Here is a 22,720-nt window from a genome sequence, read left to right on the forward strand (position 1 = left end):
GCTCCCTTTTTAAAAATCAAAGAATTACGTTTGTTCAATCACTTCATAGTCGTGAGTGATTTCCGCTGTTTTTGCCAGCATGATTGACGCTGAGCAATATTTTTCGGTCGACAGCTTGACTGCGCGATCCACAAAGTTCTGTTTAAGGTTGCGACCGGTTACCGTGTAATGCACATGAATTTTGGTGAACACTTTGGGGGCTTCAGTACTGCGTTCTGCGGAAACCTCGACCACACAGTCCGTCACATCCTGACGCGATTTTTTCAGAATATCGATAACATCAAATGAGGTGCAGCCGCCCAGACCAAGTAACAATAGCTCCATGGGGCGCATGCCTGTGCCATGGCCACCGGCTTCTTCCGGGCCATCCATTACGATGGTATGGCCGGTACCAGACTCACCGACAAATAAAACATCCTCAACCCACTTTACTCTTGCTTTCATTTAACTCATCCTGCATAAAATACATTTAATAACGTTTAATTTTGCCATATTCATCGGAATTGGGCAGAATTAATCCCTATAAAAATAAAGCTGAGCCTTCATGACATGGATTATTTAAAACATAAAGAAAGAGAAGAGCAGTTGGCAGAATTTTTTAAACACTGTCACAGCAAAGTTTATCCTGCCAAAACGATGCTGGCCCGACCGGGTGATATTCCTGACAAGCTCTATTATATACGCGAAGGCTCTATCAGCATCTGTGTTGAAAATGAAGAAGGTGAGGAATTAATAGTTGCCTACCTTAACCAGGGCGACTTTATCGGTGAAGTGGGGTATTTTCACGATACCATCAACGACCGCATGTCGGTGGTCAAAGCCAGAACCGATTGCCGCACAGAAGAAATCAGTTATCAAACACTGAAAGCGCTTTCCAAAACAGAATTGAAAGGTTGTTATCCGTATTTACTGGAAACGTTGGGTGAGCAGATGTCCAGACGTTTACTGACCACGACCCGTAAAGCCACCAACATGGCGTTTATGGATGTATCGGGCCGGGTAGAAGAAGCCTTGAAAGATCTGGCGGGACAGCCTGATGCCATGCGTCATGAACATGGCCGTCAAATCAAAATCACCCGTCAGGAAGTCAGTCGCATTGTGGGCTGTTCGCGAGAAATGGTCGGTCGGGTGCTTAAAGAATTGCAGGAACGCGGTGTCTTATGGGCTCATGGTAAAACCATGGTGCTATTTGATGAAGAGCATCGCGGCGTTAATGCATTAATTAAAAAGGTTGGCTAGGGCTTCACCCGGTTCATCTGCGCGCATAAAGGCTTCACCCACCAAAAAGCCATTTACTCCGTGCTCACGCATCAAAGCCACATCTGCCTTGCCAAGGATGCCGCTCTCGGTGATCACAATGGTCTCATCCGGAATAAAGTTGAGCAATTTAATAGTGGTCTCTAGCGAGGTTTCAAATGTATGTAAATCCCGGTTATTAATGCCGATTAAGGGCAGATTCAATACCAGTGCCCGATGTAATTCTTCTTCGTTATGCACTTCAACCAGCACATCCATATCCAGCAGAATGGCCAACTGACTCAACTGTTCCAGTTGATCATCATCCAAAGCAGCGACAATCAGTAAAATACAATCCGCACCAATCGCTCTGGCTTCAAATACCTGGTAGGGGTCGATAATAAAATCTTTACGAATAACGGGTAACTGACAGGCCGTTCGCGCCTGTTTGAGATAATCCTCGTGGCCCTGGAAAAAATCCCGATCGGTCAAAACGGATAAACAGGCTGCGCCACCATTTTCATAAGATAACGCAATTTCGGCCGGTTTGAAGTCAGCCCGCAGAACACCTTTACTGGGCGAGGCTTTTTTTATTTCGGCAATAACGGCACTTTGTCCCGCAGCCAGTTTACGTTCAATGGCTTCGACAAAGCCGCGGACCGGGTCAGCATTTTCGGCGAGTTGCTGCAACAGATTAATTGGCAAATGTTTACTGCGTTCAGCAATTTCCTGTTGTTTGCGTTGCAGAATTTTTTTCAGAATATCGGGTGTGTCAGTCATAAACGATCTTTTAAAGTTGGCTGCAGGTGATGAGTGCATCTAGTTTTTGGTGGGCAATACCATTATCGATAAAGTGTTTTGCCTGACGAACGCCTTCAGCAAGGCTGTCAGCCAGATCTGCTGTGTAAATGGCAGCGCCGGCATTCAGCACGACAATATCGCGTGCCGGACCGGGCTCACCGGCAAACACGTGTTTGATAATATCGAGACTTTGCTGTGCATTGGAGACCGTCAGCTGGCTGATATCGGTACGTTGCATGACAAAATCTTCGGGCTTGATAGTGTAGGTGGAAATGACGCCATCTTTGAGTTCAGCGACAAAGGTGTCTGCACCAATACTGATCTCATCCATACCGTCTTCGGCATGCACCACCATTACATGTTTACTGCCCAGTTTTTGTAAAACCTGAGCGATAGGTTCAACCCATTTTTTATCAAACACGCCCATCACCTGATGTTTGGCTTTGGCAGGGTTGGTTAGTGGGCCGAGTAAATTGAAAATGGTGCGTACACCCATTTCACGGCGAGGTCCGACAGTATGTTTCATTGCACCATGATGGCGTTGGGCAAACATAAAACCAACGCCTGTGGTTTCAACGCAATGCGCAACCTGCTCAGGTGTTAATTCCAGATTGACACCGGCCGTTTCCAGTACATCGGCACTGCCGGAAGTACTGCTGACTGAACGATTGCCATGTTTTGCAACTTTGGCACCCGCCGCAGCTACCACAAAGGCACTGGCGGTTGAAACATTAAAACTGCTGGCACCATCTCCACCTGTTCCACAGGTATCAATGACATGTTCACCGGTTACGTATACTGGTGTGGCTAATTCACGCATCACGGATGCCGCTGCGGCAATTTCAGTAATGGTTTCGCCTTTCATCTGTAAGCCAATTAAAAAACCACCAATCTGCGCGTCTGTGGCTTTACCGGTCATGATCATTCGCATTGCTGCGGTCATTTGCTGCTCGGACAAATGCTGATGCTGGGTAATAAGTTTTATTGCGGCTTGCATCGTGAACTCAGTATCAACCATGATGTTCATCCAGGAAATTTTTCAATAATTGATGGCCCTGTTCGGTCAGAATGGACTCAGGATGAAACTGCACTCCCTCAATTGGAAGGGTTTTATGCCGGATACCCATGATTTCATCTATGCTGCCATCGGGATTTTCGGTCCAGGCTGTCACCTCAAAACAGTCAGGCAGGGTTTCTTTTTTGATGACCAGAGAGTGGTAACGAGTAGCCTGCAACGGATTATTCAGTCCCTGAAACACACCGACATTTTTATGATGTACCGGGGAAGTTTTACCATGCATGATTTCCCGTGCATGGATCACTTCACCACCAAAGGCCTGTCCAATGGCCTGATGTCCGAGACAGACTCCTAAAATGGGTTTTTTTCCGGCGAAATGATGAATAACATCCAGTGAAATGCCCGCTTCATTAGGGGTGCATGGACCTGGCGAAATCACAATAAGCTCAGGGTCAAGTGTTTCTATGTCGTTAATCGTCAGCTTGTCATTACGCTGTACTTCCACCTCAGCACCCAGTTCAGCAAAATACTGCACCAGGTTGTAGGTGAACGAATCATAGTTATCAATCATTAACAGCATAGTCGGTCCTGTTATTTATTCAGTCGGTTTTGGCGGCTCAAGACCCGCCTCTGCCATGGCAACCGCTTTGAATATTGCACGGGCTTTATTCATGGTTTCTTCCCATTCCATTTCCGGAACTGAGTCATAGACGATTCCAGCACCGGCTTGAATGTGCAGTTGTTTATCCTTGATGACGGCGGTGCGGATGGCGATTGCCGTATCCATATTGCCTGCCCAGGACAGATAACCGATTGCCCCCGCATAAACCCCGCGTTTTACCGGCTCGAATTCATCGATTATTTCCATTGCCCTTACTTTCGGTGCACCACTGACCGTTCCGGCAGGGAAGGTGGCTCGGAGGGCGTCCATTGCGGTCATCCCCGGTAATACCTGCCCAGTGACATTGGAAACAATATGCATGACATGCGAATAACGTTCTATTACCATTTTGTCGGTCAGTTTGACGGTACCGGTCTGACTGACACGACCTACATCATTGCGTCCGAGATCAATCAGCATTAAATGTTCAGCCAGCTCTTTCGGATCGTTGAGCAGTTCCTGTTCCAAGGCTTTGTCCTGCTCAGCGTTAGCACCACGACGACGTGTACCGGCAATCGGGCGAACCGTTACCTCATTGTCTTCCATGCGTACCAGAATTTCCGGAGAAGATCCGACAATATGGAAGTCCTCAAGATTCAGGTAATACATATACGGTGATGGATTCAACGTGCGCAAGGCACGGTATAAATCGATCTCCGCAGCATGAAACGGTACAGACAGACGTTGTGACAAGACAACCTGCATGATGTCGCCATCATTTATATATTGTTTGGCCTTGCTGACGGCTTCAATAAAACCATCATGGGTAAAACCGGAAACAAAATCCTGTTCTGAAACCGCATTTTGAGGCCGTTTCTCACTGAACTTGGGAGTGGATTCACGTAGTTTGCGAATCAGTTGATCCAAACGTTCCTGCGCTTTGTCGTAGGCATCAGGAAGCGTTGGATCGGCGTGTACGATCAAAAACAGCCGCCCACTGAGATTATCAAACACCACTAATTCGTCAGACACCATCAGCAGCACATCAGGACAACCCAATGGATCATTCTGCGGTGCATCCCCTAAACGAGTTTCAACATAACGGACTGTGTCATAACCGAAATAGCCAACCAGTCCACCATTAAATTTAGGCAGATGCTCCAGTGAGGGAACATGAAACTTCGACTGAAACTCGGCAATCCATGTTAAGGGATCTTCATGTTGTATCTCATTTATCAGCACATCACGCTGATAGACTTTGATTTGATCACCAAAGACTTTAATCACTGATTCGCAGGGCAGACCAATAATCGAATAACGACCCCATTTTTCGCCCCCATGAACGGACTCAAAGAGATAGGAGTAGGGTGCATCTGCCAGTTTAAGATAAGTGCTTAATGGCGTATCTAAATCAGCGAGTACTTCGCGATAGAGAGGGATGCGGTTATAGCCTTCACTGGCCAGTTGGTCGAATTGTGCCTGTTTCATGTCCGGCTTCTAAAAAAGAGTATTTAACTCGGCAAAACTATCAATAACCGCGTCTGGATTAGCAGAGCGGATATCATTCCCGTGGTTGTAACCATAACTCATACAAACAATCTGAAAACCTGCGGCGCGCGATGCTTTGACATCACTTACCGAGTCGCCAATCATCAATGCTCTTCGTGGCTCGATGTTAAAATAACTGGCGGCATAAAGCAGTGGTGCAGGATCCGGTTTTTTCTGCGGTAAGGTATCACCGCTGACAACCAGTTCAAAATAATCATGGATCCCCAGATTATTTAATATCGGTAAAGTAAATTGTTCATCTTTATTTGTTACACAGCCCAGATGTATGCCTTGTTGTTTTAACCATTGCAATCCCTGTTCTACAGCAGGGTATAACTGACTGCGTTTGCTGGTGTTCTCGGCATACAATTCCATAAAGATGGGTGCGGCTTTAGCATAAAGTGCTTCTGCCGGTTCACCATCCAACTGATTTATCAGGGCGCGCTTAATCAGTCTTTCAACACCATTCCCCACCCAGGTTCTGACTTTGGCTTCTCCGTGTACGGGCATACCAAGTGTCAGCATAGTCTGATCAGTACACCAGGCCAGATCCGGCACACTGTCAACCAGCGTGCCGTCAAGATCGATGAGTGCCAGATCCGGCTTGATTAAAGCCATTATTTAGATTTTAGCTTGAGCTAATTCTGCACGCAGTGCTGCGATAACGGTTTCGTATTTATTGGGATCGCTGTCCTGAGCTGCACCAAATACTGCTGAACCTGCAACGAATGTACGGGCACCGGCTTCAGCAATTTCACGAATGTTCTGTACGTTTACGCCACCATCGATTTCCAGATCGATGTCGTAACCACTTTCATCAATCATTTTGCGGGCCTGACGGAGTTTTTCCAACGTGTGAGGAATAAATTTCTGGCCGCCAAAACCCGGGTTAACTGACATCAGCAGAATACGATCCACTTTATCCAGAACATGTTCTGCTAAAGTCAGTGGTGTGGCCGGGTTAAATACCAGACCTGCTTTACAGCCTTCGGCTTTAATCAGTTGCAGGCTGCGGTCAATATGCTCGGATGCTTCAGGGTGAAAAGTAATGAAACTGGCGCCCGCTTTAGCAAAATCTGGAATAATGCGATCAACCGGTTTAACCATTAAATGCACGTCAATTTCGGCGGTAACACCGTGTTTGCGCAATGCTTCACAGACTAAAGGTCCGATCGTCAGGTTGGGCACATAATGATTATCCATGACATCAAAATGAACAATGTCAGCACCTGAGGCCAGTACATTTACCACTTCTTCGCCAAGACGGGCAAAGTCAGCGGAGAGGATTGATGGGGCAATTTTGAATTCGGCCATGTCGGATTCTCTCTAAGTTAGTTAAAAATTTACTGTCAAAACCCGTTACTCTACCGCAAAACATGGGTTTTTTCAGCTTTTGAAATTCACTATCGCTGATTATACTGGCGCGAGATGCCTAACCGACACAAATAGGAAAACCGGTGCAAATCCAGAGACGATTATTTCTTACATTATGCATACTTTTTTTAACGAACCCGGCAGCCTATGCTGGAGCTGTGGATGATGCTTCCGCAGAAAAGCCACAAATTTTGCGTCAGGGATCAGTAACAAAAGGTTATGAAGCATTGCCAGTTGGTGAGCAGACTATTGCCGCCGCATATTTATCGCAAACCCTTGGCATACCTCGCGGTGCCGTATTATTGCTACATGATATTAATGAGCATATTGATAGCGCTGCTGTTGGTTTATTGAGACGTCAGCTACCAAGTTATGGCTGGAATACTCTGGCCATTAAGATTATTCGCTTTAGTGAAGATACCGACCAGTCTCAATTGACAGCTGAAACTGAGGCTACAGTGGATCCAGTTGAAGCGGTTCAAACGGCGGAAGTATCAGATGATAATCCTGCCGATGATGCTGAAGCTCCAGTTGATTCGTTAACAGCGGAGTCATCTGCGGAAATCTATAAAATGGTCACCACAGCTGAGCGAATAGATGCAGCGTTACTTAAGTTACAACAAGAGGGCCACGAAAATATCGTGTTGATTGGTCAGGGAGCAGGCGGTCGGCTAGCATTAAAGGCGCTTAATGAAACAGCGGTTCCAGTCACCGCTTTGGTTATGATTAATACTGGAGCGTTATCAGAAGGCATCGGTATTACTGATGTGACCATTCCAACGTTAGAAATTATGGGCAGCAGGCAGAAAGACGAGGTTAAACAAGCCATTCTCCAACGCCAGACACAGATGAAAACCGAACAGAGAACCAATTATCATTTACGACAGATTACTGGAGCGGATCATTATTTCAGTAGTGCGCCTAAACAGTTAACCAACCAGGTTCATGGCTGGTTAGTCAAACAACTGCTGGATGAAGAGGCTTCTCAATAATGCAACTCTATTATGGCGGCTTTGTAGTGTATCAAGCTGCATCTGATGAAGGCATCATTGAAGTCGTTGATATTGGTGATAAAAGATCGTTGCATTTTGGTACCTATCCTCGGCAGAGCAGTATGTCACTGCAATCACCACATCTGCTTGAACTGAGTTACACACGTGCCATGATGGCGGGCTTATTGTTTCAGCCGAAGCCAAGGAATATCTGTGTTATTGGTTTAGGTGGCGGCTCGCTGGTTAAGTTTTTATTACATCATTTTAATGAATGTCAGATTGATGTCATTGAATACCGGCAGGATGTGATTGATGTTGCACAACGTTATTTTAATGTGCCGCATAATGATCCCAGATTGCGAATTCATCATGGTGATGGCTACCAGTTTGTCAGTGACCAGTTTTTCAGTAATGGTGCATTTTATGATTTGCTTTTGGTCGATGCCTATGATCATCTGGGTATGTCTGCCAGCGTTGGTGGTCAGGCCTTTTTTGATGCCTGTGCCGGTGTTTTAAATGATGATGGTCTAATGAGTATTAATTTATGGGGAACCGATCGTCCGGGATTCAGTCAATCGATGCAACGAATTAACCAAAGCTTTGCTGATCAGACCTTGGTGTTGCCAGTTGCTGATAAGGGCAATGTGATTGGTCTGGCCTTGAAACAAAGGTTCAATGTGAGCCAGTTGAAAAGGCATCGTGATCTGGCCGATTCACTGAATCTGCAATTTGATGTTGATTTACCACAATCCCTGCATGATCTGATAAAGCAGAACATTTCATTTTTAAATCGATTATTTCTTTAAAAATATTTATTTACAGGTGATAATTAAGGCGTTTTATGATAAAAATCAGTTCACATCTTTTAGCGGATTAATTGCCCTATGTTCAGGCTGCTTTTCATAGCCCTTTTACTTCACTTCCCAACGGTCACGATGGCGGCATCGGGGGAGATAGAATTGGTTATCGTGCGCTCAGAAAACAAATTATTGGTTAGAAAAGACGATAAAACGTTGCGTAGCTTTAAAGTGGCTTTAGGCAGTGGTGGCCGGCAGCCCAAGATGCAAGAGGGTGATCGCAGAACCCCCAAAGGTCATTATCGGATAAAGGATATTCGCAGTAGTGACCGGTTTTATCTGTTTATGCATCTGGATTATCCAAATATGGATGATGCCAAACAGGCCCTCAAGGAAGGACGCATCACTCGTAAGGAATATCGCCAAATTCTGGCTGCTTTTATCTATAACGAAACGCCACCCCAAAATACGCCTTTAGGTGGGCAGATTGGTATTCATGGAATTGGCGATGAAACGCCTGACAAACTCGATATTCATGAGGTTTCCAATTGGACTCAGGGCTGTATTGCGATGCGCAATGCGGAAGTTCGGGAATTAGCCATGTGGGTGGAAAAAGGTACTCCGGTTATTATCGTTGATTCTTTGGAGTCATTTAAAGCGGCTGTAAACCCCTAATATCACTCCATCATTAATACTTTTTAGAATCCTCAAAATCAATTTTCATTAAATCAAGGCATGGTTCGTCAGCAAACAGCGGTGAGCAAAAGACAAAAATAACAGCCCTGTGTTTGTTACAATAAGCCGTTGATTTTTCGCTGTTGTTGATCTGAGGTTCTATGCAAGCCGCTCCTGATATTTTTTCCTACCGCAAATTCTGGGCTCACCGCTTCGGCATTGCACCACAATTGCCAATGTCACGCAGTGAAATGGAAGCTCTGGGTTGGGACAGCTGCGATGTGATTATCATTACCGGTGATGCCTATGTGGATCATCCCAGTTTTGGCATGGCATTAATTGGTCGCTTGCTGGAATCTCAAGGCTTTCGAGTCGGCATCATCTCGCAACCGGATTGGAACAGCACCAAAGATTTTCAACGACTTGGTAAACCGAATCTGTTTTTTGGCGTCACCGGCGGCAATATGGATTCGATGGTCAATCGTTACACCTCCGATAAAAAAATTCGTCGTAATGATGCTTACACTGCTGATGGTGAAGGTGGCAAACGCCCTGATCACAGCGTCGTCGTATACAGTCAGCGTTGTCGGGAAGCCTATAAAGGTGTGCCAATTGTTATTGGTGGCATCGAAGCCAGTCTGCGTCGTATTGCACATTATGACTACTGGTCTGAAAAAGTCCGTCGCAGCGTGATTATGGATTCCAAAGCGGATTTACTGGTTTACGGTAACGGTGAACGCCAGGTAGTGGAAATAGCCCATCGGCTGGCACAGGGTGAAGCGGTTAAAGACCTGACAGATGTGCGCGGCACGGTTTATACCCGTCGTCATGGTCGACGTGAAGAATGGTGGGAAAAGGACTCTACCAGTATTGATAAGCCCGGCCAGCTTAATCCACCGATTGATCCTTATCAGATGCAGACGGAAGAGAGTTGCGAGCAATCCAAAGCGGAAACCGCCGAGAAAAATGCTGCTCCGGCGGAACCAGCAACTAATGTCATTAAAATCCATCGGGTCTCACCGCGAAATGCCGATAAAACAGTGATTCGTTTGCCGCGTTATGAAACGGTTAAAGATGATCCGATTATTTATGCACATACCTCGCGGATTCTGCATTTGGAGACTAATCCGGGCAATGCACTGGCGCTGGTTCAGCAACATGGCGATCAGGATGTCTGGCTGAACCCGCCGCCCATCCCATTGACCACCAAAGAGATGGATGCGGTGTTTGATCTGCCTTATAGCCGTTTACCGCATAAGGAATATGGCAAAGCCAATATTCCGGCTTACGAGATGATTCGCTTTTCAGTGAACATTATGCGTGGCTGTTTTGGCGGTTGTACATTCTGTTCGATTACCGAACATGAAGGTCGCATTATCCAGAGTCGCAGTGAAGATTCGATTATTCGTGAGATTGAGGCAATCCGCGATACTACTCCGGGCTTTACCGGCATTATCTCGGATCTGGGTGGACCGACCGCCAATATGTACCGGCTGGCCTGTAACAGCGAGGAAATCGAAGCCAGTTGCCGTCGTTTATCCTGTGTTTTTCCGGGTGTTTGCAAAAACCTCAACACCGATCACACGCCATTAATTAATCTATATCGTCGTGCGCGCAGTCTGCCGGGTATCAAGAAGATTCTGATTGCCTCCGGTCTGCGTTATGACCTCGCGGTTCTGTCTCCGGAGTATGTTAAAGAACTGGTCACGCATCATGTGGGTGGCTATCTGAAAATTGCGCCGGAACATACCGAAGATGGTCCACTGTCGCAGATGATGAAACCCGGCATTGGCACTTATGACAAGTTCAAAGCGATGTTTGATAAATATTCCAAACAGGCTGGCAAAGAACAGTATCTGATACCTTATTTTATTGCGGCTCATCCGGGTACGACTGACAAGGACATGATGAATCTGGCGTTGTGGTTAAAACATAATGGCTTTCGAGCTGATCAGGTTCAGGCGTATTTGCCCTCACCGATGTCAGCTGCAGCAGCCATGTATCACTCAGGCAAGGACACTTTGCACAAAGTACGCCGTCAGGGCGGCGATATCACCGTTCCAAAAGGTTTGAAAGTAAGGCGCCTGCACAAAGCATTTCTGCGTTATCACGACCCGGAAAACTGGCCGATGTTACGTGAAGCCCTGAAAAGTATGGGCAGATCTGATTTGATCGGTAATGGCAAAAAGCATCTGATTCCGAGCTTTCAACCTAAAGGCACTGGCGAAATGGGTGAAGGCAAACGCATTACCCGTAAGGCTAAAACGCCATCAACGCAACCGGCTTTCCGTACCCAGCATGTCAGATCCAAAAAAGTAAAAAGTGGAACGCAACGTTCCCGCAAACGTTAGGGCTTGTTGATCTTTCATCTCCGCCTCTGTTGTGAACTGAAAAAGCGTCAATCAAGGCTCGAGGAGCGCCCTTTAGTTATTCTAAATAAGCGACGAGCAACGCAGAGTGGCGCTTTTTCAGTCACAACCCGAAGGGCTGGGACTTTTTTTGCGCCCGCCTGCGTTGTCAATCACTTATGTAGGATGGCTACACTGCGTGCTTTCCGCCTTGTCTGACACAAAAATAGCCTCCAGCAGTGGTGGATATGAAAGATCAACAAGCCCTAGATGGAACCCAGCCATCAAAAGCTGGGTCAGATATGCATTCTGATAGTTTCCTATGGAGAGGAATAAATGCGTTTAACCAATACTCCTGAACGTTATGGTCTGATCAGTTTCTTGCTCCACTGGTCAGTCGCATTGCTGACGATCGGTTTATTCATACTCGGATTATGGATGGTTGATCTTGGTTATTATGATGACTGGTACTATCAGGCACCCTGGTGGCATAAAGGCCTTGGATTTATCGTCTTTATATTAGTCATTCTGCGTTGGATCTGGCGTCCGGTTGCAGGTAAACCCGCCTCGATTGAATCAATACCTGTCTGGCAACAATGGATGGCTAAAGTAGCTCATCAATTGATGAATATTGCCATTGTTGTATTGACTGTCACGGGATATCTGATTGTCACCGCGAAAGGTCAGCCTCTGGGAATTTTCGACTGGTTCAATATCCCTTCCATCACGCAATTGAGTGTCCCGACCAGTGAGCTGGTGAGCAAGCTGCATTTATGGTCTGCCTATTTCATTATCGGGTTGGCTTCTCTCCATGCGCTGGCCGCATTAAAACATCATTTCATCAATAAGGACGCCACTTTGCGTCGCATGCTTAATCTTTAAACCAACAGGAGTTACCATGAAAAAAACCATCTTTGCTTTGGCGATGAGTACGGCTTTTATATTACCCGCGCAGGCGGCTGATTATGTGATTGATACGGAAAAAGCTCATGCGTTTATTGATTTCCGCATTCAGCATCTGGGTTTCAGCTGGATGAGCGGGCGTTTTAATGACTTTGAAGGGACATTCAACTATGACGCAGAAAACCCGGAAGCATCAAAAATTGATGTGAAGATTGATGTTGCCAGTGTGGATACCAACTTTGCTGAACGTGATAAGCACTTGCGTGAACAATTTCTGAACACCGCCCAGCATCCCGAAGCACGCTTTACTTCAACCAGCTTTGAGCAGCAGGCAGATGGCACTTTATTAATGAAAGGTGATTTCACCTTGCATGGCGTGACCAAACCGATGACTATTCCGGTGGAAAAAATTGGTGAAGGTGAAGATCCATGGGGTGGTTACCGTGTGGGGTTCCATGGTGAAACCAGCTTTATCATTGAAGATTATGGCATTGATGTCAGCAAGCTGGGACCAAGCTCGCAGGAAGTCTTTCTGACCTTGTCTATTGAAGGCATCAGACAGTAACTGAATAAATTACTCTTGACTGGCTAGCGCGTACAAACGCTCCAGTTCGTCATCTAAACTGTTTGCTGGTACAACTTCGTGACCTCGGTTGTACCAGTAAGCAGCATTAGACATATCGCCTTCAATTCGATGCAAGTAACCATGAATCAAGCATGCCATCGGATCATTGTATTGCTGAATAAGCTGGTGAGCGCTATTCCAGTCTTTTTCGCGAATGTTATCCAGTGCTTGCAGATGTATGACGCTCATTGGTTTCCTCGCTATTTATGACTGCCAGGTAACACTACCCAGCATCAGCAAACTACCCACTACTGCGAAAGGTGATGTTACCACCACAAACAACAGTTTCATCAGTTCACGAAAAATATAGATGGAATCAGCGATATAACCCATAGCGAACCTCCTTTGTAGTCGACGGTTGAATTATAATGCGCGTCTATGACGTTCAAATGACATGATGATGACCAGCCAATGAATTTGCTTGCCCTTGATACCAGTACCGAAAGTTGTTCTGCCGCAATAACCATTAACGGCGTGTTGTATCAGCAGCAGCAAATGACTCAGCGGGGTCACTCAACCCTAATACTGGGGATGCTTGATCAGCTTTTCAAGCAAGCAGATGCGTCAATCGCTGATATTGACGCATTGGCATTCGGGCGCGGCCCCGGCTCGTTTACCGGGGTTAGAATCGGGGTGGGGGTTGCTCAAGGAATTGCGTTTGCTCGTGAGCTTCCGGTTATTCCAGTCTCGACTTTAGCAGCAGTCGCCCAGGCTGCTTATGAGCAGACCCAACAACACAATATAGCGGTAGCGATGGATGCGCGGATGGATGAAATCTATGCAGCCAGTTTTCAGGTACAAGGTGGGAGCGTTGTGCTGCTGGGTGAAGAAAAAGTCTGTCCGGCAGAACAATTCCTGCCAGCTAATACTGAGATGTGGTTTGGTGCTGGCACTGGCTGGCAAGTTTATGCAGATACATTGCAAAGCAATTTTTCCGGACAGTTAATTGGTCAGCAACCTGATATTTATCCGCAAGCAGCGATTATTTTGAAACTTGCCGGGCAATTATACGCACGGGGCGAATATGTCAGTGCGGAAAAAGCTTTACCCGTTTACCTGCGCAACGATGTGGCCAAAAAGAAGGCGCAACAGGGATGATCAAAAAAGCCGATAACATTTTTGCTTCACCGCTGGAACAGATGGTGGACTTTCGCTTTGATGAGCGCGTGGTGGATGTATTTCCCGATATGATCCAGCGTTCGGTACCAGGCTATGGCACCCTGATTTCCAATATTGGCATTCTGGCCGCTCGATATGCTCAGGCAAACAGCAGATGCTATGACCTGGGCAGTTCATTAGGAGCGGTTACTTTATCAATGCGCCAGCGTATAAAAGCTGAAGGCTGTCAGATAATTGCGGTTGATAATTCGGCCGCAATGATTGAACGAGCAGAGAAAATCATTGCGGCTGATAATAATCGAGTACCGGTTGAGCTGCGCTGTGAAGATATTAACCAGACGCTTATTGAAAATGCCTCAGTAGTGGTGATGAATTTTACGCTGCAGTTTATTGCACCAGATTTACGCGATGAGTTGATTGATAAAATCTATCAGGGCTTGAAACCCGGTGGTGTATTTATCCTGTCGGAAAAACTGGCTTTTGACAGTGATGCGCAACAGATTTTTTTTACTGAAGCACATCATGATTTCAAACGCGCTAATGGCTACAGTGATCTGGAAATCAGCCAGAAACGCAGCGCCCTGGAAAATGTATTAATCCCCGAGACTCAGACAGCACATCAGCAACGTCTCAGCCAGGCGGGTTTTTCCAGCAGTGAATGCTGGTTTCAATGTTTTAATTTTGCCTCTTTGATAGCGTTTAAATGACCGTATATGAACCGTTTTATCGTTGGCTTGACTCCGTTGGACAAGCTGACTGGGCCAAACAATTGGCCAAATTTACTGACCAGCGACTGGCTGATGATTTTCATGGCAAGATGCCGTTATGGCAAAAAGTGTTGGCTGACTTACCCTCCATAAAGCCTTCCGCTATAGAACTTCAACAACAGGTGGCTATTGGCTCAAAAGAAGATTTGGCGGCTTATGACTCAGCTTCATTTATTGAGCTGATCAAAACTTTTCATCCCTGGCGCAAAGGCCCGTACCAATTATTTGATATACACATTGATACGGAGTGGCGATCGGATTGGAAATGGGAGCGCGTATTGCCGCATCTTAGTTCATTGCAAGGTCGTAAGGTACTTGATGTCGGTGGCGGCAATGGGTATCACGGCTGGCGCATGGTGGGTGAGGGTGCCAGCATGGTGATGGGCATAGATCCGACACTGGTGTTCAGTATGCAGTATCAACTGATGCAACACTTTATTCAAAGTGACAGACATTTTGTCTTGCCGATTGGAATTGAACATATGCCGGAAAAACTGCACCTGTTTGATACGGTGTTTTCGATGGGCGTTTTATATCATCGCCGTTCACCGCTAAATCATTTACTGGAGTTACGCCATTGTCTTCGCCCGGGGGGGGAGCTGGTGCTGGAAACGTTGATTATTGACGGGGAAGAAGGCATGAGTCTGATGCCAGAAGAGCGTTACGCGAAAATGCGTAATGTCTGGTTTATCCCCTCGGTGCCGACCATGCTGATATGGTTGCAGAAATGCGGCTATAAAAATGTACGCTGTGTAGATGAAAATCAAACAAGTCTGGAAGAGCAGCGTGCAACAGAATGGATGACCTTTGAATCATTGCAGGATTTTCTGGATCCTGACGATATCAATAAAACAATTGAAGGTTATCCAGCACCGAAGCGGGCCATATTTATCGCTGATGCGCCCTAGGGCTTGTTTATCTTTCATCTCCACCACTGCTGGCGGCTATTAATAAAGGCTAAACAGGTTCTAAAAAGCCATTGAGGTAGGGGAAACTGAAATCCATTTACCACTTCGATGCTGACAGGCATCCAGCGATTTTTCCTGTATATCGTCGCCATTTTTAATTTTCAACTGATAGGCCAGACAAGGGTAATGACCGTAAGAATAACTGCGTAAAAGCTGGATTTGATAGTGAATTCCGGTGTGATGATTAATCCAGCCATGCTCGGACTCGAAATCATTTGACGAGAGGATTTCCTGGGTTCTGTCCAGATCAATAGTCGTCATCGCAGTATCAGTTTCAATACCGGCCTCGACACCCGCTAAAAGATCGAGTGATGCATAAGCTTGTGGTATTAACAGCGCCATTAGCAGGGCCGGATATAAAGTATTGTGCCAAATACGATTCAATGTGCATTCCCATCATTGGTTTAAGTCCATTAGAAACCGAAATATACCATCCTTCAATAAGTAAACTATCCTTGTTTAAGCAGGATATTTTTCCTTTAAATCCATATGCTTATTTTTTTTCGATGTTTAACCACCCAAAAAACATTACTTAGCAATCCCTAATCTTGCAACCTGGTCATATAGTTGAGGCTTCAGAAATGAGACATTTCATTTACACAATTAGCTCCAGTAAAACGCTTTAATCTCACGCATTTTCATCAACGGCATCAACATGAAATGAACCGTCATCGTTCACATAAACCGAAAACTGTATTGGCCGGCAGCAGACAAAACAATCTTCAATATATTCCTGAAAATTCACACTGGCATCGAGTAAAACTTCAATAATTTCACCACAGTAAGGACACATAACAGATTGTTCCTGTAAAGCTTGCATCGTCATACTCCAAAATTGTTTATTATCGTTATGAATATATGGGGATGGATTAGTTCAATATCTTAAAGGTATTGAGTGTGATAAACCTATGGCCAATCTTTTTGGAAAATCCGGATGCAACAGGCAATAAAGCAAACTTTTTCTGCACTTCTTATCAGTTGGCGTGAACAATTCAATAGTCGTCCCATTATGTCAGCGTTCATCCTGTTAACGCTAATGGCGATTGTCGGTATGCTGCTCATGAATTTTCTGAGTACACATACCAGTGTTGATCCGCTTTTCCTGAAATGGGCATTGATTGGCGGTGGTGTGGGAGCGCTTTCAACGGCAATGGGAGCCGCACCCGGATTAATTGTTAAAAAACTTCCCACGGTAACGGAAGATACGATGTTGGGCATGGCTGCCGGCATGATGCTGGGAGCAAGCTTTTTCTCACTTATTCTGCCAGGTATAGACGTTGGAACTGCATTAACCGGCCATGCTCTCAGCGGTGTGGTTATTGTTATTGTGGGTATGATGGGGGGCGTGTTGTTGATGTTAGGGCTGGACTATTATCTGCCGCATGAACATCAGCACTCCGGTCCATGTGGAGCGGGACATCAACAAGTGGGACGGGTAAGCCTGTTTGTTTTGGCTATTGCGCTGCATAACTTTCCTGAAGGCATGGCAATTGGTGTCGGGTATACAGATGGAAATCTGGCTGTCGGGATTCCACTGACAGCTGCAATCGCGTTGCAGAATATTCCTGAAGGACTGGCCGTTGTATTAGCGCTGAGACGTATCAATATTTCAGCTGGCAAAGCCGTAACAATTGCTGCCGCAACTGGATTGGTAGAGCCGGTGGGAGCAGTGATGGGGATTTTTCTATCAAGTGGTTTGCCAGTTTCTTACCCTCTGGGATTAGGTATTGCAGCCGGAGCGATGATATTTGTTGTTTCTCATGAAGTCATACCGGAAACGCATCGTAATGGTCATCAGACCAGGGCCACAATGGGGCTGATGGGGGGATTGTTTGCCATCATGTTATTAGATACGTTATTGGGTTAAATCACCATACTCAAACAGATACCGACGATCACCGAGACCAATACCTTCGGCAATCTGCTTAAAACCTGATTGCCGATAAAATTTCAGCAGCTCGGGGTAATGTGCTACTGCATCTAACTGCAGTGTTCGCCCTTCAGTCAGTTCGAGACAGTACTGCAGCAAAAATCGTCCGTAACCAGATTGTTGATGCTGTGGGTGGATTGCCAGTTGGGTGAGATAAAAATCAGCATCAGGTGCCTGTGGCCAGCAGTCAGTGTAATAACTGGCTGGTTGAACGCCTAATGCCACACAACCAATAAGCTGTGATTTTTGTTTGAGAACATAGACTGTTTTTTGCAGCAGATTTTGTTTGACGGATTGCTCATCATAAACATTCAGCCAATGCGACATACCTTGCTGATGCATATCTCTGGCACAGTGGTTTAATAGCGAAACAAGGTCCGGAATATCTATCTGACAAGCAAGCTGAATTTGTACGTTAACCATCTGCATAATGTCAGTTCAGTGGCCAGATCAGCATTATTACTGCAAGCGTTACTGCACCAATAAATAAATTCATTGGTATACCCACTTTTAAAAAGTCACGGAAATGATAGCCGCCCGGACCGTATACCATCAAATTGGTTTGGTAACCCAACGGCGTTGCAAAACTAGCTGAGGCCGCCATCATTATGGCAAAAACAAATGGCTCATTATGCAATCCTGCCTTTTCAGTAAGCTCAAGCACGATGGGTAACATTAACACGGCCGCTGCATTATTGGTGATCAACTCGGTCAGCACTGAAACGGCAATATAAGTCATTATCAACATCAACCAGGGTTGATTCTGACTGACCGAAACAATGCCTGTAGCCAAATAGTCTGCGACGCCGGTCTGTTGTAATGCCACACCCAAAGCAAACGATGCAGCAATGGTTAAAATAACCGTTAAATCCAGACTGCGTTCCGCCTGACTAACGGAGCAACAACCCGTTAATATCATTAGTGTTGCACCGATCAACGAGGCGTGGAGCATATCAATAAAACCGAATCCTGCAGCAGCCACCAAGCCTATCAAAATCACCCAGGCAAGAACCGCTTTATCGTGATTGGGTGATTCTTTACCCAAATCATTAATCAATAAAAAGTCTTTGTTGTAACGTTGTCGGCTGACAAAAGCGGGTCTGGCTTCCAATAATAGCGAGTCACCCGCTTTTAAAACAATATTACTCAAATTGCCCACGATACGTTCACCATTTCTGGCGACAGCCATAATGACAGCACCATATCGTTGACGGAATTTTGCTTCACGAATGGTTTCGCCAATAGCGGCACAGTGCGGTGAAACAACAGCTTCTACCAGACTACGTTCAGGACGATCTGCAGAAAGGACTGTGCTTTCTGCATCAGAGGTTGAGGCGACAATACCTCTAATCCGCAACAAATCAGTAATGCCCTGAGTATCTCCGGCAAATACCAGACGATCACCACCTTGCAGACGCTGTTCAGGCGTGACCGCCGTTAATACTGTTCCATTACGTTCAATTTCCACCAGATAAACACTTTTCTGTTCACGTAAGCCCGCTTGTTGAATACTTTGCCCAACCAATGGCCCATTGGCCTCGACCATCACTTCCAGGGTGAACTCCCGTACATTTTCGAATGCATGACTTTTTCCAATATCCGGCAACCATTTAGGAAAAAACAACCACATAAAAATCAAGCCGCAGATAGCGACAGGCAACCCTATAATCGTGATGGAAAAAATTGAGAAACCGGCTTCACCGGTTAACGATTGATACTGACCGTTTAAGACCAAATTGGTACTGGTTCCAATTAACGTGAGAGTTCCACCAAGAATAGCCGTATAACTCAAAGGAATCATGAGTTTTGATGGATTGATGTTTATCCGTTTACACCAGGCGAGCAGACCCGGAACCATGGTGGCAACCACAGGCGTGTTATTTAAAAATGCACTGAGAAAAACGACCGGGGTAAACATTCTCAGATAAGAGCCACGAATAGATTTTGGCGAGCCTAACAAGGATTTCACAAAAATATCCACGCCCCCTGAAGCATGCAAACCGGCGGCAACAATAAACATGGCGGCAACCGTAATCAAACCTGCATTACTGAATCCTGCCAATGCCTGTGGACCATTGAGAATACCGGTGGCTAACAACACTGTCATCGCCGTTATCATGGCGATATGAGGTCTCACTCGGCTAAATGTCAGCACCAGTAAGACCGATAAAGTAACGGCTATGGTAAACCAGCCTTGCCAACCCATTTTCTACCTCAAGCTATTTTTCAAAGTGCTAATAATGACAGGTTTATAAATAAGTGGAATTAATAAGAGGGAATATACATATATTTAAAAGCTATATGGAAAATGGCACTGCTTAGTTGGAAACAAAACTTAAAGGTCATTATCCACTTGTATGAAAGGAGAAAAATCATCTGCATTTTTTATTTGCTAGCGCCCAATCAAATTCACCGAAGCTGAAAAGCTTGCTGAAAAAGTATCTGCACTGTTTTTTTTAACAGATAAAATCATAGCGGAATGCTCAATTTTACTTGCTTAACAAGATAATGAATAAACAATCCTTTTTTACTTGGTTCGCTTTATAACCCTGTCTTTCTACTATCTGCCTGCACTTCACAAAAACAGGAGATAGACAGTGTCATTCAAACTTAAACCTTTAACACAGCATTTGCTGCTGGCCGGATTGATAAGCATCTCTCCGTTAGCGGCCCAGGCGGCTGATAATGATGCCGATGCGCGCATCGAAAAGCTCGAACAGCAAGTGAATTTGCTGCTGGAAAAACTTGAACAGCAAAATGTACAACTTAACCAACAACAAGAAGATATTCAATCCACTAAAGCAGTAACTAAAAATGCAGTAATCGCCAAAACTAATGGACGAAGTCTGTCATTTGAGTCAGCCGATGGTGATTTCAAGGCACAAATTGGTGGCCGTATTCAAGCTGATGCTGCTTTTTATGATAGTGAAATTCCCAGTGGGGATGGTACTGATTTTCGTCGTCTGTTTGTCGATTTACGTGGCACCGTCTACAAAGATTGGGACTATCGCTTTCAATACGACTTTGCTCGTCCAAATGGCAGCAGTTCAACACGCGGTGTCAGAGATGCCTACTTCAAATATACCGGGCTCAATATTGGTAACATCACCGTTGGTCAGTTCAAGGCGCCATTTGGCCTTGAGCATCTGACCAGCAGCCTCAATAGTACTTTCCTCGAACGCGGCCTCAACCATGTGTTTACCCCTGACAGGCGTATCGGTGTCGGTTTTGATACCGCAAACGATAACTGGACGTTTGCCGTGGGTGGTTTTGGCAGTCCGGCAGAAGAAAGTGAAGACAATTCCAGTAATGATTCAGATGAGGGCTGGAACCTGATTGGTCGTCTGACCGCGACGCCGGTTAAAACCGACAACGGCTTTATTCACCTTGGTCTGGCGGCACGTCAGAACTGGGCACAGGATACTGATGGCACGGTTCGTTTTCGCGAACGGCCTGAAGTACGCGTGGATGGTGCCCGTTTAGTCGATACCGGCAGTATTGCCGGCGTAGATGATTCTCAGTCTTACGGGCTTGAGTTTGCCACTGTTTATGGACCTTTTTCCGTACAAAGTGAATACATCCAAACCAAGCTGAAACGAGATGGTGCGTCTGACCTGGATTTTGATGGCTGGTACGCCTACGCCAGTTATTTCCTGACCGGAGAATCACGTGCTTACAAAAACGGCATCTTTGATCGTACCAAACCTAAATCGCCAGTGGGTAAAGGCGGCTATGGAGCCTGGGAGGTCGCTGCTCGCTACAGTACGCTGGATTTAAATGATGACACGGTAACAGGTGGAGAACTGGACAATGCCACTTTAGGTGTCAACTGGTATGCAACTGACAATATTCGGTTTGCCGCCAACTACGTCAAGGTACTGGACGTAGATCGCCCAGGCAATGCCAATGATGATCTCGATGGCGATATTTTTGCCGTACGGGCCCAGGTCGACTTTTAAAACTTAAATCTTAATCACGTAACTTTTTGGAGAAAAAAATGAAATTTAAAACAGTATTGAAAACCCTGCCTTTGGCATTGAGCCTGGCAATATTTTCGGCAAACACACTGGCAAAGGATATTGAAATCCTCAATGTTTCTTATGATCCGACTCGTGAGCTGTATCAAGAGTACAACCCAATTTTTGCTAAGTATTGGAAAGAAAAAACCGGTGACAACGTTAAGATACAACAATCTCATGGTGGTGCAGGAAAACAGGCGCGGGCCGTTATTGATGGCCTGGAAGCCGATGTTGTTACCTTGGCATTAGCCTATGACATTGATGCCATTGCCGAAAGAACCGGCAAAATTCCAGCGGATTGGCAGTCACGTCTCGAAAATAATAGTGCGCCGTATACTTCTACCATCGTTTTTCTGGTGCGTTCTGGCAACCCGAAAAACATCAAAGATTGGGATGACTTGGTCAAAGAGGGCGTGGAAGTTATCACACCTAACCCGAAAACATCAGGTGGCGCACGTTGGAACTATCTGGCGGCATGGGGCTTTGCTGAACAAAAGTATGGCAGTGCAGAAAAAGCCGAAGAGTTTGTCAGCAAAATCTATAAAAACGTCCCAGTTTTGGACTCTGGAGCACGTGGTTCAACTAACACCTTTGTGCAGCGTGGAATTGGTGATGTGTTTATTTCCTGGGAGAACGAAGCATTTCTAGCGATAAACGAATTGGGCAAAGATCAGTTTGAAATCATTGTTCCCTCGGTTTCAATTTTGGCAGAGCCACCAGTGACAGTTGTCGATGGTAATGCTGAAAAAAACGGAACACAACAAGTGGCTAAGGGCTATCTGGAGTATTTGTATTCACCGGTGGGCCAGGCTTTGGCAGCCAAACATTATTACCGCCCCTTGTCTCCAGAGCATGCTGATCCGCAGGATATTGCTCGCTTTCCACAAGTGAAAATCTTCACAATTGATGAAGCATTTGGGGGTTGGCAAAACGCCCAAAAGACTCATTTTAACGATGGCGGTGTGTTTGACAGTATCTATTCTGTTCAATAATAAAATC

Annotated in this window: 26 protein-coding genes; 13 read left to right on the forward strand and 13 right to left on the reverse strand. The window is 45.7% G+C overall.

Annotated elements, in window-relative coordinates:
* Window positions 1-24: 24 nt before the first annotated feature.
* Window positions 25-444, reverse strand: a complete 420-nt coding sequence (locus B2337_RS08090; RefSeq protein ID WP_292359865.1) for an OsmC family protein — start codon at window positions 442-444, stop codon at window positions 25-27.
* Between the two features lie 105 nt (window positions 445-549).
* Between B2337_RS08090 and crp the strand changes: the two genes are divergently transcribed.
* On the forward strand, window positions 550-1,239 hold the full coding sequence (gene crp, locus B2337_RS08095; RefSeq protein ID WP_292359863.1) for a cAMP-activated global transcriptional regulator CRP: 690 nt from the start codon (window positions 550-552) through the stop codon (window positions 1,237-1,239).
* Here the strand turns inward: crp and trpC are convergent.
* Genes trpC through rpe form a run of 6 tightly spaced genes read right to left on the reverse strand, consistent with a single transcriptional unit; the run spans window position 1,219 to window position 6,518 of the window.
* Window positions 1,219-2,016, reverse strand: coding sequence for an indole-3-glycerol phosphate synthase TrpC (gene trpC / locus B2337_RS08100; protein ID WP_292359861.1), 798 nt, complete (start codon window positions 2,014-2,016; stop codon window positions 1,219-1,221). The genes crp and trpC overlap by 21 nt on opposite strands.
* A gap of 10 nt (window positions 2,017-2,026) precedes the next feature.
* Window positions 2,027-3,055, reverse strand: coding sequence for an anthranilate phosphoribosyltransferase (gene trpD, locus B2337_RS08105; protein ID WP_292413177.1), 1,029 nt, complete (start codon window positions 3,053-3,055; stop codon window positions 2,027-2,029).
* Window positions 3,048-3,635 (reverse strand): aminodeoxychorismate/anthranilate synthase component II, encoded by a 588-nt coding sequence (locus tag B2337_RS08110; RefSeq protein WP_292413178.1) that lies wholly within the window; start codon window positions 3,633-3,635, stop codon window positions 3,048-3,050. The genes trpD and B2337_RS08110 overlap by 8 nt, the downstream gene beginning before the upstream one ends.
* A 15-nt stretch (window positions 3,636-3,650) precedes the next feature.
* On the reverse strand, window positions 3,651-5,144 hold the full coding sequence (gene trpE, locus B2337_RS08115) for an anthranilate synthase component I (protein WP_292359855.1): 1,494 nt from the start codon (window positions 5,142-5,144) through the stop codon (window positions 3,651-3,653).
* 9 nt (window positions 5,145-5,153) lie between these two features.
* Window positions 5,154-5,822, reverse strand: coding sequence for a phosphoglycolate phosphatase (locus B2337_RS08120; RefSeq protein WP_292359854.1), 669 nt, complete (start codon window positions 5,820-5,822; stop codon window positions 5,154-5,156).
* A 3-nt stretch (window positions 5,823-5,825) separates the two neighbouring features.
* Window positions 5,826-6,518 (reverse strand): ribulose-phosphate 3-epimerase, encoded by a 693-nt coding sequence (gene rpe / locus B2337_RS08125; protein WP_069295252.1) that lies wholly within the window; start codon window positions 6,516-6,518, stop codon window positions 5,826-5,828.
* Between the two features lie 218 nt (window positions 6,519-6,736).
* Between rpe and B2337_RS08130 the strand changes: the two genes are divergently transcribed.
* From B2337_RS08130 to B2337_RS08155, 6 genes are all read left to right on the forward strand, one after another.
* Window positions 6,737-7,570: a DUF3530 family protein gene (locus B2337_RS08130; RefSeq protein ID WP_292413180.1), complete on the forward strand. Its 834-nt coding sequence runs from the start codon at window positions 6,737-6,739 to the stop codon at window positions 7,568-7,570.
* Window positions 7,570-8,376 carry a spermidine synthase gene (locus B2337_RS08135; RefSeq protein ID WP_292359848.1) on the forward strand — a complete coding sequence of 269 codons (807 nt, stop codon included), beginning with the start codon at window positions 7,570-7,572 and terminating at the stop codon, window positions 8,374-8,376. Before B2337_RS08130 ends, B2337_RS08135 begins: the two co-directional genes overlap by 1 nt.
* Window positions 8,377-8,505: 129 nt before the next feature.
* Window positions 8,506-9,042, forward strand: a complete 537-nt coding sequence (locus tag B2337_RS08140) for a L,D-transpeptidase family protein (RefSeq protein ID WP_292742496.1) — start codon at window positions 8,506-8,508, stop codon at window positions 9,040-9,042.
* 161 nt (window positions 9,043-9,203) lie between these two features.
* Complete coding sequence (locus B2337_RS08145) at window positions 9,204-11,393, forward strand: YgiQ family radical SAM protein (protein WP_292359847.1); 2,190 nt, start codon at window positions 9,204-9,206, stop codon at window positions 11,391-11,393.
* A 333-nt stretch (window positions 11,394-11,726) separates the two neighbouring features.
* The gene (locus B2337_RS08150) at window positions 11,727-12,272 is read left to right on the forward strand and encodes a cytochrome b (RefSeq protein ID WP_292413181.1); all 546 of its coding nucleotides are present in this window, start codon (window positions 11,727-11,729) and stop codon (window positions 12,270-12,272) included.
* A 16-nt stretch (window positions 12,273-12,288) separates the two neighbouring features.
* Window positions 12,289-12,858, forward strand: a complete 570-nt coding sequence (locus B2337_RS08155) for a YceI family protein (protein ID WP_292359844.1) — start codon at window positions 12,289-12,291, stop codon at window positions 12,856-12,858.
* Between the two features lie 9 nt (window positions 12,859-12,867).
* On the opposite strand, the gene B2337_RS08160 is transcribed toward B2337_RS08155, so the two are convergent.
* Together B2337_RS08160 and B2337_RS08165 are read right to left on the reverse strand one after the other, a co-directional pair.
* Entirely contained in the window at window positions 12,868-13,107 is a 240-nt protein-coding gene (locus B2337_RS08160; protein WP_292359843.1) for a hypothetical protein, read from the reverse strand.
* A 15-nt stretch (window positions 13,108-13,122) separates the two neighbouring features.
* Window positions 13,123-13,251 (reverse strand): hypothetical protein, encoded by a 129-nt coding sequence (locus B2337_RS08165; RefSeq protein WP_292359841.1) that lies wholly within the window; start codon window positions 13,249-13,251, stop codon window positions 13,123-13,125.
* A gap of 78 nt (window positions 13,252-13,329) precedes the next feature.
* Here B2337_RS08165 and tsaB point away from each other — a divergent pair, with 78 nt between their 5' ends.
* From tsaB to cmoB, 3 genes are read left to right on the forward strand one after another with little or no spacing between them, the layout of a single operon-like run.
* A complete protein-coding gene (gene tsaB / locus B2337_RS08170; RefSeq protein WP_292413184.1) occupies window positions 13,330-14,016 on the forward strand; it encodes a tRNA (adenosine(37)-N6)-threonylcarbamoyltransferase complex dimerization subunit type 1 TsaB in 687 nt (228 codons plus the stop codon).
* Window positions 14,013-14,744, forward strand: a complete 732-nt coding sequence (gene cmoA, locus B2337_RS08175) for a carboxy-S-adenosyl-L-methionine synthase CmoA (RefSeq protein ID WP_292413186.1) — start codon at window positions 14,013-14,015, stop codon at window positions 14,742-14,744. The genes tsaB and cmoA overlap by 4 nt, the downstream gene beginning before the upstream one ends.
* On the forward strand, window positions 14,741-15,712 hold the full coding sequence (cmoB, locus tag B2337_RS08180; RefSeq protein ID WP_292413189.1) for a tRNA 5-methoxyuridine(34)/uridine 5-oxyacetic acid(34) synthase CmoB: 972 nt from the start codon (window positions 14,741-14,743) through the stop codon (window positions 15,710-15,712). The genes cmoA and cmoB overlap by 4 nt, the downstream gene beginning before the upstream one ends.
* A 60-nt stretch (window positions 15,713-15,772) precedes the next feature.
* Here the strand turns inward: cmoB and B2337_RS08185 are convergent, their stop codons facing one another.
* Both B2337_RS08185 and B2337_RS08190 read right to left on the reverse strand, forming a co-directional pair.
* Window positions 15,773-16,114 carry a hypothetical protein gene (locus B2337_RS08185; protein WP_292359834.1) on the reverse strand — a complete coding sequence of 114 codons (342 nt, stop codon included), beginning with the start codon at window positions 16,112-16,114 and terminating at the stop codon, window positions 15,773-15,775.
* A 286-nt stretch (window positions 16,115-16,400) separates the two neighbouring features.
* Window positions 16,401-16,592 carry a CPXCG motif-containing cysteine-rich protein gene (locus tag B2337_RS08190; RefSeq protein ID WP_292359832.1) on the reverse strand — a complete coding sequence of 64 codons (192 nt, stop codon included), beginning with the start codon at window positions 16,590-16,592 and terminating at the stop codon, window positions 16,401-16,403.
* A 114-nt stretch (window positions 16,593-16,706) separates the two neighbouring features.
* Between B2337_RS08190 and B2337_RS08195 the strand changes: the two genes are divergently transcribed.
* Window positions 16,707-17,639, forward strand: coding sequence for a ZIP family metal transporter (locus tag B2337_RS08195; RefSeq protein ID WP_292413191.1), 933 nt, complete (start codon window positions 16,707-16,709; stop codon window positions 17,637-17,639).
* On the opposite strand, the gene B2337_RS08200 is transcribed toward B2337_RS08195, so the two are convergent.
* Window positions 17,628-18,125, reverse strand: a complete 498-nt coding sequence (locus B2337_RS08200; RefSeq protein WP_292359829.1) for a GNAT family N-acetyltransferase — start codon at window positions 18,123-18,125, stop codon at window positions 17,628-17,630. The genes B2337_RS08195 and B2337_RS08200 overlap by 12 nt on opposite strands.
* Before the next feature lie 10 nt (window positions 18,126-18,135).
* A complete protein-coding gene (locus tag B2337_RS08205; RefSeq protein WP_292359828.1) occupies window positions 18,136-19,908 on the reverse strand; it encodes an SLC13 family permease in 1,773 nt (590 codons plus the stop codon).
* A gap of 391 nt (window positions 19,909-20,299) precedes the next feature.
* Here B2337_RS08205 and B2337_RS08210 point away from each other — a divergent pair, with 391 nt between their 5' ends.
* Together B2337_RS08210 and B2337_RS08215 are read left to right on the forward strand one after the other, a co-directional pair.
* Entirely contained in the window at window positions 20,300-21,661 is a 1,362-nt protein-coding gene (locus B2337_RS08210; protein WP_292413194.1) for an OprO/OprP family phosphate-selective porin, read from the forward strand.
* Between the two features lie 38 nt (window positions 21,662-21,699).
* Window positions 21,700-22,713, forward strand: a complete 1,014-nt coding sequence (locus tag B2337_RS08215; protein ID WP_292413195.1) for a sulfate ABC transporter substrate-binding protein — start codon at window positions 21,700-21,702, stop codon at window positions 22,711-22,713.
* Window positions 22,714-22,720: the final 7 nt, after the last annotated feature.

The organism is Methylophaga sp. UBA3192, assembly GCA_002363955.1.
Lineage (GTDB): Bacteria > Pseudomonadota > Gammaproteobacteria > Nitrosococcales > Methylophagaceae > Methylophaga.